Origin of the sequence: Streptomyces bungoensis, from assembly GCF_001514215.1 — a bacterium.
Lineage (GTDB): Bacteria > Actinomycetota > Actinomycetes > Streptomycetales > Streptomycetaceae > Streptomyces > Streptomyces bungoensis.
Genome location: NZ_KQ948854.1, coordinates 384526 through 397046, shown reverse-complemented (window position 1 = coordinate 397046; position 12521 = coordinate 384526). Strand labels below are relative to the sequence as shown.

Here is a 12521-nt window from a genome sequence, read left to right as displayed (position 1 = left end):
TCCAGGCGCACACGCCAACCGGCACTACTTCGTTACAAGACGCCCCAGGGGCGCCTGTTGCAGCGGCACGGGACGTGCCGCGACAGGTCCCGGAGGCTCCGGTTCCGCCGCCTCCGCGGACGCCTCGCGCGCCCCGGGAGCGGTGCCGTCCCGGACCGGATCCTCCGGGCCCGCGCCCCCCGGTCCCCCCGTCCCGTTGCCCACCGCTTCCCCCGCCCCGACGCCTCCCGGTTCCCCCGTCCCTCCGGGTTTCGGGGCGGCCGTACCGCCCGGGAGTCCGGCGTCCACCGGCTCCCGCCAGGGCGCCGCCAGTTCCGCCACGCCGCACGGGACCTCGTCCGTGGCGTACGGCAGCCGCAGCACCCCGTCCGGCGTCCACAGCCCGGACCCGGTCAGCCAGCCCTCGGGGGCGGGCACGTGGCGCAGCCGCCGCTCGCCGGGCCGCCAGAGGGCGATCCAGCCGCCGGCGGGCCCGTCGACGCGCAGCGCCACCGCGCAGTTCTCCGGCATCAGCACCTGCCCCGGCTGGATCGCGAACGGCGTCACCGGCCGGCCCGGCGCCCGCAGGCACTCCGGGAAGCGCGCCGGCAGCGTGCTGCCGAGGATCCCCCAGCCCAATCGTTCCTCCCCGGGGTGGGGCGCGTCCGAGGAGATCAGCAGCAGCCCGCTGTCCGGATCGGCGAGCAGCAGCCGGTCGTCGCTGTCCGCCGTGATCTGCAGCAGCGGCGAGACCTCGCCGCCGCGCTCCAGGTCGACCACCACCGTCTTGGTGCGCCCGTCCAGCTCCCGGTCCAGCGCGAGCAGCCGCCCCACGCGGTCCAGCCAGACCCCGCCGGAACAGCGCCCGGGCACCTCGGCCAGGTGCTCGGGCCCGAAGGCGCCGCCCGCCACCAGCCACACGGCCGTGGAGTGCGGGCCGACGGCCAGGGCGTACGCCCGGGCCCCGCCCGGCGCCGGGGGCAGCAGCCGCATCCGGGTGCCGGGCTCCGGGCACTCCACCGAGCCCAGCGGCAGCTCACCGGTGCCGGGCCCGGTCGGGTAGAGCAGCGAGAAGCAGTGCCGCCGCTCCACCGGCCGGTGGATCAGCACCCGCCCGTCGGCCATCGGCTGCACCTGCGTGCCGGGCTCCTCCGGCTGGTTGCCGGGCAGCGGCACCGCGTACGGCTCGGGGCCGTCCAGTGTCCAGCGCTCCGGGAACCAGCAGTCGCCCGCCCGCGCGAGCCGGGCGCCGTACGCGCCGTCCGCCGTGATGGCGCAGACCGTTCCCGCAGTGCCGTCGCCGTCCTCGTCGGGGCCGCCAGTGGAGGGCGGTTCGATCGCCAGGGCCGTCATGGTCGGTCACCTCCGGCCATGAAGGTAGTTTTCGTACGCACGGGCAGCGCCCCGTCGAGCTGCGGCTTCACACATACGGGTGTCGCAGAAGCGATTCGCCTGAGGGGACCGGGCCCGCTGTGCTGAGCCGGGGCGCGGGAGGCGGATGCGGTACGCCCGGGCAGAACGGCCAGGTAGCCTTTTCCCGTGCCCCGTCTGTCTGAAGTCATCGCCGCGCTGGAGAACCTGTGGCCCGCCGAGCGGGCCGAGTCCTGGGACGCGGTCGGCACGGTCGTGGGCGATCCCGACCAGGAGGTCACCCGGGTCCTGTTCGCCGTCGACCCCGTGCGCGAGATCGTCGAGGAGGCGGTGAAGCTCGGCGCCGACCTGCTGGTCACCCATCACCCGCTCTACCTGCGGGGGACGACGACCGTGGCGGCCTCGCACTTCAAGGGCCGGATCGTGCACACGCTCATCAAGAACGACATCGCGCTGCACGTCGCCCACACCAACGCCGACACCGCCGACCCGGGCGTGAGCGACGCCCTCGCCGGCGCGCTCGACCTGCGGGTCGTACGCCCCCTCGTGCCGGACCCGACCGACCCGGACGGCTGCCGGGGCCTCGGCCGGGTCTGCGAGCTGGACCACCCCGTCACCGTCCGGGAACTGGCCGTCCGCGTCGCCGAGCGGCTGCCCGCCACCGCGCAGGGCATCCGGGTGGCCGGCGACCCCGACGCCGTCGTCCGTACGGTCGCCGTCAGCGGCGGCAGCGGCGACAGCCTCTTCGACCACGTCCGCGCGGCCGGCGTCGACGCCTTCCTCACCGCCGACCTGCGCCACCACCCCGCCTCCGAGGCGGTGGCCCACAGCCCCCTCGCGCTGCTCGACGCGGCGCACTGGGCCACCGAGTGGCCCTGGTGCGAGCTGGCCGCAGCCCAGCTCGACGAGATCTCCGACCGCCACGGCTGGGACCTGAGGGTCCACGTCTCCAGGACGGTCACCGACCCCTGGACCGCCCACGCGGCGTCCATCGCAACGGCCCGCCCGTCGCCCGCCACCACCCTTCCAACGAGCGCTTCGCGCCCCCCTTCGAATTTCTCGGGAGCCCCCAACTGAACGCCGCGCCCGCCGACCAGATCCGCCTCCTCGACGTCCAGGCCCTCGACGTCCGCCTGCAGCAGCTCGCGCACAAGCGGAAGTCGCTGCCCGAGCACGCGGAGATCGAGTCGCTGACCAAGGACCTCACCCAGCTGCGCGACCTGCTGGTGGCCGCGCAGACCGAGGAGAGCGACTGCGCCCGCGAGCAGACCAAGGCCGAGCAGGATGTGGACCAGGTGCGCCAGCGCGCCACCCGCGACCAGCAGCGCCTGGACTCCGGCGCCGTCACCTCGCCGAAGGACCTGTCCAACCTCCAGCACGAGATCGTCTCCCTCGCCAAGCGCCAGGGCGACCTGGAGGACGTCGTCCTGGAGGTCATGGAGCGCCGCGAGGCCGCGCAGGAGCGCGTGCGCGAGCTGACCGAGCGGGTCTCCTCGGTCCAGTCGAAGATCGACGACGCCACCGCCCGCCGGGACGCGGCCTTCGAGGAGACCGACGGCGAGACGGCCTCGGTGACCAAGGAGCGCGAGGTCGTCGCCGGTTCGGTGCCCGCCGACCTGCTGGGGCTGTACGACAAGCTGCGCGCGCAGCAGGGCGGCATCGGCGCGGCCAAGCTGTACGCCCGCACCTGCCAGGGCTGCCGTCAGGAGCTGGCGATCACCGAGCTGAACGAGATCCGCGCGGCGGCGCCGGACACGGTGGTCCGCTGCGAGAACTGCCGCCGCATCCTGGTGCGGACGGCCGAGTCCGGGCTGTAAGGGGCTTCAGGGGTGCGGGAGTTCTTCGTCGAGGCCGACGGCGGGTCACGGGGCAACCCGGGGCCGGCCGGCTACGGCGCGGTGGTCGGCGACGCGGCGACGGGGGAGACCCTGGCGGAGGCGGCCGAGTACATCGGCGTCGCCACCAACAACGTCGCCGAGTACCGCGGTCTCCTCGCGGGCCTGCGCACCGCCCACGCCCTGGACCCGACGGCGAGGGTCCACGTCCGCATGGACTCCAAGCTGGTCGTCGAGCAGATGTCCGGCCGCTGGAAGATCAAGCACCCCGACATGAAGCCCCTGGCCGCCGAGGCGAGGACGGTCTTCCCCGCGGACCAGGTCACCTACGAGTGGATCCCCCGCGACCGCAACAAGCACGCCGACCGCCTGGCCAACGAGGCGATGGACGCGGGGGCCAAGGGGGAGCAGTGGTCCGCCGACACCTCCCGCGCGGCCCTCGGCACCCGGCCCGCGCCGACGGAACCGCCGCTCCCGGAGCCGTCCGGCCCGCCCGGGGACGCGGCGGCGGGCGCGGCGAAGGCACGGGCGGCCCTGGCGACGGGCCGGGACACCGGGCCCGCGAGGCCGCTCGCGGCCCCCGTGGAGGACGACGTCGAGGCGGAGGCGGCGCGCGCGGCGGAGGCTGATGCGGCGCGTGCTGCCGAGGCTGAGGCTGCACGTGCTGCTGAGGTCGAGGTGGCTCGTGCGGCCGAGGCAGGGGCGGCGCGTGCGGCTGAGGTGCGGGCGGCGCGTGCGGGGGAGGCCGATGTGGCGCGTGCCGCTCAGGCAGAGACTGCGCGTCCGACCGAGGCCGAGGTGGCTCGTGCGGCCGAGGCAGGGGCGGCGCGTGCGGCCGAGGTCGATGCGGCGCGCACAGACGCGGCAGGTGCTGCGCGTACAGATGTGGCAGATGCGGCGCGCACCGGCGTGGCAAGCCCGGCCGGTCAGGCCGGGGCCCAGACCGCCGGCCTCCGCGCGGCCCGTACGGTGGCCACGCCCGCCCCCTCCACCCCCTCCACCCCCGGCTGGAGCGCCGCCCCCGATCTGGGCGCCCCCGCCACGTTCGTCCTCCTGCGCCACGGCGAGACCCCGCTCACCCCTCAGAAGCGTTTCTCCGGCAGCGGCGGTACCGACCCCTCCCTGTCCGACGTCGGCCGGGAGCAGGCCCGGCGGGTCGCCACCACACTGGCCAGGCGCGGGACGATCCAGGCCGTCGTGGCCTCCCCCCTCGCCCGTACCCGCGAGACGGCGGGCATCGTCGCCGCCCGGCTCGGGCTCCGGGTGACCATCGACGAGGGGCTGCGGGAGACCGACTTCGGCGCCTGGGAGGGCCTCACCTTCGGCGAGGTCCGCGAGCGTCACCCCGACGACCTGAACGCCTGGCTCGCCGACCCCGAGGCCCGCCCCACCGGCGGCGGCGAGAGCTTCACGGAGACCGCGACCCGCGTCGAGGCCGCCCGGCGCAGGCTGGTGGCGGCCTACGCGGGCCGCACGGTCCTGCTGGTCACCCACGTCACCCCGATCAAGACCTTCGTCCGCCTCGCGCTCGGCGCCCCGCCCGAGGCCCTGTTCCGCATGGAACTGTCCGCGGCCTCCCTGTCGGCGGTGGCCTACTACGCCGACGGCAACGCCAGCGTGCGGCTCTTCAACGACACGTCGCACCTGCGTACCTGAGCCGCACCGCTCCCACCCGCTAGTGGACCTCCTCCACCAGGACGTCCAGCGACCACGGCCGCCCCGCCTTCCCCGGCGCCTCCGCCTCGACCACGTACCCGAGGTCGCGCAACGCCTCCACCAGCGCGGCGGGGTCCTTCGGCGCGGTCCCGGCCGACAGCAGGCTCCGGACGATCCGCCCCTTGGTCGCCTTGTTGAAGTGGCTGACCACCTTCCGGGTCGGCGCGTGCAGCACCCGTACGGTCGCCGTCCGCCCGGCCACCTCGCCCTTCGGCTTCCAGGCGGCCGCGTAGGCGGCGGAGCGCAGGTCCAGCACCAGGCCGTCGCCGGCCGCCTCGGGCAGCACCTCCGCCATCGGCGCCCGCCAGTGCCCGGCCAGCGCGCCGAGCCCGGGCAGCTTCACGCCCATCGAGCAGCGGTAGGAGGGGATGCGGTCCGTCACGCGCACCGCGCCCCACAGCCCGGAGAACACCAGCAGCGAGCGCGCCGCGCGCCGCTTGGCGGCCGGGTCCAGGGAGGCCAGGTCCAGGGCGTCGTACAGGACACCGGTGTAGATCTCCCCGGCGGGACGGGCCCCGGCCGTGCGCAGCCCGGCGTTCTTCGCGACCTCCCCGCGCAGCCCCTCGCTCAGCCCGAGCACCTCGCGCGCCTTCTCCTCGTCCCCGGCGCACAGCTCGACCAGCTCTTCGAGTACCGCTTCCCGCGCGCCCGTCAGCCCGGGCAGGGACAGCGACCCCAGCTCCAGCGCAGCGCCCCGGCCCGAGGCGGCCTTTCCTTCCGAGGGCGGCAGCAGGACCAGCACACGTACTCCTTCGATCGGCTCAGCGCCAGGGTACGGGGTGCCGCCGTGCCGTCCGGGAGGAGCCTCAGTAGCGCACCGCGGTGCCGACGGTGGCGCCGACGTCGCTCGACAGCTTGCGGTGGCTGGTCGCCTTCGCGTCGGCGGTCTTGCCGGCGGCCACGCCGTCGACGGTCACCACGACCGTGTCGACCAGGTTGCCGTTCTTGTCCTTGAAGTCGACCTGCACGGCGAAGGACTTGGCGGAGCCGGCGGTGTTGTGGACGGTGACGGGCACTGTGGCCTTGCCGTCGCCCCCGATCGCGACGGCGCCGAGCTTCACGTCGCCCTTGACGTCGATGCCGCCCTTCACCTCGTCGAGCTTCCGCTTGGCCTCCGCCGAGGCCGAGGCCAGCGCGGAGGACGCCTGCGAGGCGAGGGAGGAGGCCGCGGAGGCGGCGGCGGAGGCCGCGGAACTGATCTTGGAGCGGACCGAGGCACCGGCCGACGGGGTGGACGTGGTGGAGGAGTTCGAGTTGTTCGAGCAGCCGGTCGCCGCCGCCGACACGATGCCGGCCGCCACGGCGGCAGCCACCACGTTCCGTACCCAGTGCCCCGCCATGCCGCCTCCAGCTGAAACGTGAGGTCTCTGTCTCCGTGCCCCCAGTGAAGGGCGTCCGGCCGGGTCCCGCATCCGGGGTTGGGCCGGCAGCCGGACGTGTCCGCGGAACGTTCCTGGCCGCCCCCGGCGCCCGGTACCATGGTCCACACGGCAGACGAGCCGGGCGGGCGGCCGCGTGGAGTCCCTCAGGGGGCTTCCCGAGGAACGTCCGGGCTCCACAGGGCAGGGTGGTGGCTAACGGCCACCCGGGGTGACCCGCGGGACAGTGCCACAGAAAGCAGACCGCCCGGCACTCAGGTGCCGGGTAAGGGTGAAACGGTGGTGTAAGAGACCACCAGTGCCCAGGGTGACCTGGGCAGCTAGGTAAACCCCACCCGGAGCAAGGTCAAGAGGAAGCACTCCGGTGCTTCTGCGCGGACGATCGAGGGCTGCCCGCCCGAGTCCGCGGGTAGACCGCACGAGACCGGCGGCAACGTCGGTCCTAGATGGATGGCCGTCGCCGGAGGGCCCGCGAGGACCCTCCGGAACAGAACCCGGCGTACAGCCCGACTCGTCTGCCCCTCCCCTTGCTCGTGACCGGTCCGGCCTGTTCGCGGCTCGGGCGGATAAGCGGATCATCCGTGCGTCGTCCAAAACCGGTGGCTCTGCGGGACCGGGGTCCCTAGGCTCGGCGCATGTCCGATCATGATCACGCGGAGCTCCCGCACGCTGCGGGCCCTGTCACGGCCGACGACCTCGCGGAGGGTGTCCGGCTCGTCGTCGCGCTGCTGCGGGATCCTGTCGCGCGGGCTGCGGACTGGGGCCGGCCGGCCGGTTCTCTGGAGTGGAGCTGCTGGGAGACCGCCGAGCACCTGGCCGACGACCTCTTCTCCTACGCTGCCCAGCTGGGACCGCAGACGCCTCCGGCCACCACTCACGTGCCGTTCGTATGGCGGCGGACCGGGCCGGGCAAGCCCGCGAACGTGATCTTCGCCGAGCGCGAGGGCGGCCCGGAGGGCATGGCACAGGTCCTGGAGGCGTGCGGGGCGCTGCATGTGGCGATGGTGCGCACGGCGTCGCCGCAGGCCCGGGCGTTCCACGTGTTCGGGACGACGGATGCCGAGGGCTCCGCGGCCATGGGCCTGGCCGAGCTGTTCGTCCACGCCGAGGACCTCGCCCTGGGCCTCGGGCTCGACTGGGAGGCTCCGGCAGCGATCTGCGCCCGCGTACTGCGGAGACTGTTCCCGGAGGCACCGCCCGGCGGCGACCCCTGGGCCACCCTGCTGTGGGCGACCGGCCGAGGCGAGCTGCCGGGACGGGAGCGACTCACCCGGTGGCGATGGGACAGCGCCCCGCGTTCCTAGACCCTCACTCCGCGTCCGCCACCACCGACCCCACCCGGTCGGCCAGTTCGGGGTCGCGGCGGACCAGGACGGTGGCGTAGGCGACGGCTCCCAGCAGGGCCGCCAGGGCCGCGTACGGGAACCAGCTGTACGGGGCGGGCTGGCCCGGCTTGGCGAGGTAGTACAGGGGGACCAGGATCGCCAGGGCGCCGATGGCGGGGAGGACCAGGTGCCGTACGGTGCGGAACTCCTGGGGGCGGTAGCGGCGGTAGTAGAACGGCAGGGCGATGTTCGAGGCCAGGTAGACCACGAGGATGAGGATCGTGCCCAGGCTGGAGGACTCGGTGAAGAAGACCACGGGGTCCATCGCGCCCGAGCCGACGACGTGTCCCAGGCCCCAGCCGCCGATGATCAGCAGTGAGGTCGCGGCGAAGGTGACGATCGCGTTGTTCGGTGTGCGGCGGGTGGGGTGGACGTAGCCGAAGAAGGACGGCAGGAGCCCCTCCCGGCCGGCGTTGAAGATCAGCCGGGCCTGGGAGTTGATGCCGGCGATCAGGACGCCGAGGGTGGAGGTCAGGCCGCCGATGTAGGCGAGGAACGCCAGGGCGCCCAGGGTGCTGTGGGCGACGTCGATGAACGGGATGCGTGACGCGCCGAGCCTGGCCACGTCGTAGTCGAAGCCGGTGACCGTGGCGTAGGAGAAGAGGATGTAGCTCACCGTCATGATCGCCACGGAGGAGAAGACGGCGCGGCCGACGTTGCGCCGGGGGTTCTCCGTCTCCTCGGCCAGCGCCGCCGAGTTCTCCCAGCCGATGAACAGGTAGACCGCGAGCGGGAAGCCCGCGGCCAGGCCTCTGACGCCGTGGGCGAGGTGGCCGGGCAGGAACGGGTCGGCGGAGAGCCGGCCGTGGTGGCCGGCGAGGGCCGCGACCGACACCACGGCCAGCACCAGCATCTCCACGCCGAAGAAGTAGCCGGCCCACTTGGTGGAGACCAGCACCCCGCGCAGCATCAGCACCACGGACAGCCCGGTCAGCAGCAGCGTCCAGATGATCCAGGGCAGGTCGACGCCGGTGTAGTGGTGCAGGGTGATCTGGACGAAGCCGCCCGAGATCGCGATGACGGCGGCCATGCCGATGATGTAGCCGAGCCCGGCGAGCAGGGCGGTGGTCACCGCGCTGACCGGGCCGAACGTCCGGCCGACGAAGGTGATGAAGCTGCCCGCCGAGGGGTGCGCCCGGGAGAACTCGGCGAGGGTGTTGCCGAGGAGCGCGACGGCGACGCCCGCGGCGGCGATGGTCAGGGGGGACGCGACGCCCGCCGTGGTGGCGAGGAACGCGAAGCCGAAGAAGAAGCTCATGGCCGGGCCGACGTTGGCCATGGTGGCGGCGGCGATGTCGGCCATGCCGAGCACGCCGCCGCGCAGTCGCTGGGGCGGGTGGCCGGCCGGGCCGGATGCCGGCCGGGGTCCGACGGCTCCGGGGTCGTGCATGGCGCCAGCTCCTTCGGCGGGGTGGTGTCGGTGCGGGGTCGGGGCCGGACGGGGTCAGACCGGGCCGGCGTGCCGGTGTGCCTTCACCGCGGCCACCGCCCGGGCCATCTCGCCGCGGGAGAGTTCGTCGAGCAGGTCGGCGTGGTGGCGGTTGCGCGCCCGGACGACGCCGGGCGCCGGCGCGGGCAGCAGCAGGCACTGGCGGCCGAGCAGGTCGGCGGCGAACTCGCGGATCCCGGGGCCGCCGAGCGTCTCCGCGAGGTCGAGGTGGAAGCGGGTCTCCAGTTCCAGCAGCCGGGCGGGCACGTCGGTGCCGTTCATCTCGTCGACCAGCGCCCGGAGTCCGTCGAGCCCGCCGTCCGGCACCTCGCCCGCCGCGTGCGACACGAGACCGCACTCCAGGAGCAGATGGACGGCGTCCAGCGCGGCGGCCTCCTCGGCGTCGTGCATGGCGGCGACGACCGTGTCCCAGTCCTGGGCGACGAACGTGCCGCCCGACCTGCCCCGCCTGCGGTCGAGCAGGCCGTCCTGGCACATGCCCTCCAGCGCGCGGCGCACGGTGATCTCACTGATGCCGAGTTCCTCGGCGAGCACGCCGGCGTCCGGCAGCCGCTCCCCGGGCGCCTCGGACTCCAGGCGCACCCGCAGCGCGATCCGGGACCGGACGAGCTCCGCTCCGGTGGGCGCCCGGCCCGGCAGCACACGGGTGGCCAGGACCCCGGTACCCGGCGCGGGCCGCGCGGTACCTGGCTGGCTGTAGGGGCCGAACTTGCCCGCTGCGTTCACCACGCCGCCACCCTAACGGCCTGCCGGGCCGGGACAGGTGGGCTCGCGACGGCTGCTCGGGTGCGTGCATGGGGGCTCCCCAGGGGCCGGGACGCGGGGACGGACGGACGTGGGGGCGGATGCGGTGACCGCGCGGTGAGGGCGCCCGGAGGTGCGGCTCAGCGTTGAACGGAAAATAGAGCAAGATGAACAGTTAAACAAGACTGTTTTTTTAGATCCTACTGAACTAATTTTCGTGCCGCCCTGGTCCGCACTCCTCCCTCCCCTGGATGTCGAGATGACCACAACCCTCCCTGACAGTCCTCCCGCCGAGCCCGGCCTGAAGGCCGGACTGAAGAACCGGCACCTGTCGATGATCGCGATCGGCGGTGTCATCGGCGCCGGCCTGTTCGTCGGCTCCGGCTCCGGCATCGCCGCCGCCGGTCCCGGCATCCTCATCTCCTACGCCCTCGTCGGCGTGCTCGTCGTCCTCGTCATGCGGATGCTGGGCGAGATGGCGGCGGCCAACCCCACGTCCGGCTCGTTCTCCGCGTACGCGGACCGGGCGCTGGGGCGCTGGGCGGGCTTCACCATCGGCTGGCTGTACTGGTTCTTCTGGGTCGTGGTCCTCGCGGTGGAGGCGACGGCGGGCGCCAAGATCCTCGCCGGCTGGGTACCGGCCGTCCCGCAGTGGGGCTGGGCCCTGATCGTCATGCTCGTGCTGACCGCCAGCAACCTGGCCTCGGTCGCCTCCTACGGCGAGTTCGAGTTCTGGTTCGCCGGCATCAAGGTCGTCGCCATCGTCGCCTTCATCGTGCTGGGCGCCCTCGCGATCTTCGGCCTGCTGCCCGGCTCGGACCACCCGGCGTCCGGCTTCTCGTACCTCACGGCGCACGGCGGGTTCCTGCCGCACGGTCCCGGGGCGATCCTCACGGGCGTCCTGATGGTCGTCTTCTCCTTCATGGGCAGCGAGATCGTCACGCTCGCGGCCGGCGAGTCCGCCGACCCGCAGGGCGCGGTCACCAAGGCCACCAACAGCGTGATCTGGCGGATCGCGGTGTTCTACCTGGGCTCGATCCTGATCGTCGTGTCGCTGCTGCGCTGGGACGACCCGGCGATCCTCAAGGACGGCTCCTACGTCGCCGCCCTGAGCTCCATCGGCATCCCGCACGCCGCGCAGATCATGAACGCGATCGTGCTGACCTCCGTGCTGTCCTGCCTCAACTCCGGCCTGTACACCGCCTCGCGCATGGCCTTCTCCCTGGCCCGGCGGGGCGACGCCCCGGCCTCCTTCGGGCGCACCACCGACCGCGGCGTGCCGCGGTCGGCCATCCTGGCCTCGGTGGTCTTCGGCTTCGTCGCCGTCGCCTTCAACTACCTGTGGCCGGACACCGTCTTCCAGTTCCTGCTCAACTCCTCCGGCGCGATCGCCCTGTTCGTCTGGCTGGTGATCTGCTTCTCCCAGCTGCGGATGCGCCGGATCATCGAGCGGGAGGCGCCGGAGAAGCTGCTCGTGCGGATGTGGCTCTACCCGTACCTGACCTGGGCCACCATCGCGCTGATCACCTTCGTGCTCGGCTACATGCTGACCGACACGGCCGACGGCGGCGGGCGCGACCAGGTCGTGCTGTCCACCGCGGTGGCGGTGGCCGTCGTGATCTTCGCCGTGGTGCGCCAGCGGCTGACCACCCGCGACCGGGTCGAGCCCGTCCGCGACACCGTCGGCTGACACCGTCACCTCGCGCGCGGCTCCGGAAACGGACAGCGGCCCGGGCCCGGGATGCTCTCCCGGGGCCGGGCCGTTTCCGCTCGGCCCGCGGGGGTGGATGGCCGGCGGAGTCGGGGGCGGGTCAGCGGAGGGACACGGGGCGCGAGCCGGTCCAATGGGTGCCGGCGTACGCCGTGCGCTTGTCCTCCGAGCCGGTGCGGCCGTCGGCCTGGCGGCCTGCGGGTACGGGGCGGTCGGCCGGGGAAGAGGCCGTGCCGGCCCTCCGCGCCGACCAGGACGGTCCACCGGAGGGCGCCTCCGCCGCGGGGCGGCCCGCCGCGGCCCCCGTCGTCCTTGCCGGACTCGCCATACCAGTCCTCCGCTCCTGCTCCGCCAAGGCCGCCTCGCACCGGAGGCCGGGCCCGAACCGCATCGCCTCGGTCAAGATGCGGCACGGCGCTCGAGGATGTCTGAAGGCACTGGGGGCGGGAGTGGGCGGTAGGCGGCGGCTCAGGCCGCGGGCGGCCCCAGCGGACGTTCCCGCACGCGCTCCAGATGCCCGGCGAACACCTGCCGCGCGTCCGGCGTCAGCGTGCGCAGCGCCACCAGCGCCGTGATCGCCACGTCGCACAGCTCGGCCTGGACGTCCTCCCAGGTGTGCGTGACGCCCTTGCGCGGGTTCTGCCCGGTCGCCCCGATGACCGCCTCGGAGACCTCACCGACCTCCTCCGAGAGCTTGAGGATCCGCAGCAGCACGCCTTCCTGCCCCGTATGCCGCTGCGCCCCTTCGAGCCGCTCCCAGAGTTCGTCCACGGCGGCCCAGAGTCCGGCGGAACCGGCGGGCAGTTCATGACCATCCATGCGGCCACCCTGCCGCATACCACCGGCGCCCACCAAGGCGCCCGCGCTGGTGCAGGGCCCCCGGGGTCCTGACGGGCACGGCCGCGCGTAGGGCCTTGCGCTGGTCCGACGGGAGGCAGCCCCGCGTAGGGC

Annotated in this window: 11 protein-coding genes and 1 other RNA gene; 6 read left to right on the top strand and 6 right to left on the bottom strand. The window is 73.8% G+C overall.

Annotated elements, in window-relative coordinates:
- Positions 1-24 precede the first annotated feature (24 nt).
- A complete protein-coding gene (locus AQJ66_RS12025; RefSeq protein ID WP_061920018.1) occupies positions 25-1332 on the bottom strand; it encodes a hypothetical protein in 1308 nt (435 codons plus the stop codon).
- 186 nt (positions 1333-1518) lie between these two features.
- Here AQJ66_RS12025 and AQJ66_RS12020 point away from each other — a divergent pair, with 186 nt between their 5' ends.
- Genes AQJ66_RS12020 through AQJ66_RS12010 form a run of 3 tightly spaced genes read left to right on the top strand, consistent with a single transcriptional unit; the run spans position 1519 to position 4841 of the window.
- Entirely contained in the window at positions 1519-2427 is a 909-nt protein-coding gene (locus tag AQJ66_RS12020) for a Nif3-like dinuclear metal center hexameric protein (protein ID WP_061920016.1), read from the top strand.
- The gene (locus AQJ66_RS12015; RefSeq protein WP_079060193.1) at positions 2424-3167 is read left to right on the top strand and encodes a zinc ribbon domain-containing protein; all 744 of its coding nucleotides are present in this window, start codon (positions 2424-2426) and stop codon (positions 3165-3167) included. Before AQJ66_RS12020 ends, AQJ66_RS12015 begins: the two co-directional genes overlap by 4 nt.
- 12 nt (positions 3168-3179) lie before the next feature.
- Positions 3180-4841 carry a bifunctional RNase H/acid phosphatase gene (locus AQJ66_RS12010; RefSeq protein ID WP_061920013.1) on the top strand — a complete coding sequence of 554 codons (1662 nt, stop codon included), beginning with the start codon at positions 3180-3182 and terminating at the stop codon, positions 4839-4841.
- Positions 4842-4860: 19 nt separating this feature from the next.
- On the opposite strand, the gene yaaA is transcribed toward AQJ66_RS12010, so the two are convergent.
- Together yaaA and AQJ66_RS12000 are read right to left on the bottom strand one after the other, a co-directional pair.
- Complete coding sequence (gene yaaA / locus AQJ66_RS12005; protein WP_061920011.1) at positions 4861-5643, bottom strand: peroxide stress protein YaaA; 783 nt, start codon at positions 5641-5643, stop codon at positions 4861-4863.
- Positions 5644-5707: 64 nt separating this feature from the next.
- Positions 5708-6241 (bottom strand): hypothetical protein, encoded by a 534-nt coding sequence (locus tag AQJ66_RS12000; RefSeq protein ID WP_061920009.1) that lies wholly within the window; start codon positions 6239-6241, stop codon positions 5708-5710.
- A gap of 155 nt (positions 6242-6396) precedes the next feature.
- Between AQJ66_RS12000 and rnpB the strand changes: the two genes are divergently transcribed.
- Both rnpB and AQJ66_RS11990 read left to right on the top strand, forming a co-directional pair.
- An RNA gene (rnpB, locus tag AQJ66_RS11995) (RNase P RNA component class A) lies at positions 6397-6798 on the top strand.
- 117 nt (positions 6799-6915) lie between these two features.
- The gene (locus AQJ66_RS11990) at positions 6916-7584 is read left to right on the top strand and encodes a hypothetical protein (protein ID WP_061920007.1); all 669 of its coding nucleotides are present in this window, start codon (positions 6916-6918) and stop codon (positions 7582-7584) included.
- A gap of 4 nt (positions 7585-7588) precedes the next feature.
- Here the strand turns inward: AQJ66_RS11990 and AQJ66_RS11985 are convergent, their stop codons facing one another.
- Positions 7589-9055: an APC family permease gene (locus AQJ66_RS11985; protein ID WP_061920005.1), complete on the bottom strand. Its 1467-nt coding sequence runs from the start codon at positions 9053-9055 to the stop codon at positions 7589-7591.
- A gap of 54 nt (positions 9056-9109) precedes the next feature.
- On the bottom strand, positions 9110-9844 hold the full coding sequence (locus AQJ66_RS11980) for a FadR/GntR family transcriptional regulator (RefSeq protein WP_061920003.1): 735 nt from the start codon (positions 9842-9844) through the stop codon (positions 9110-9112).
- 274 nt (positions 9845-10118) lie between these two features.
- Here AQJ66_RS11980 and AQJ66_RS11975 point away from each other — a divergent pair, with 274 nt between their 5' ends.
- On the top strand, positions 10119-11549 hold the full coding sequence (locus AQJ66_RS11975; protein WP_061920001.1) for an amino acid permease: 1431 nt from the start codon (positions 10119-10121) through the stop codon (positions 11547-11549).
- Between the two features lie 489 nt (positions 11550-12038).
- On the opposite strand, the gene AQJ66_RS11965 is transcribed toward AQJ66_RS11975, so the two are convergent.
- Positions 12039-12389, bottom strand: coding sequence for a MazG-like family protein (locus tag AQJ66_RS11965; protein ID WP_061919997.1), 351 nt, complete (start codon positions 12387-12389; stop codon positions 12039-12041).
- Positions 12390-12521: the final 132 nt, after the last annotated feature.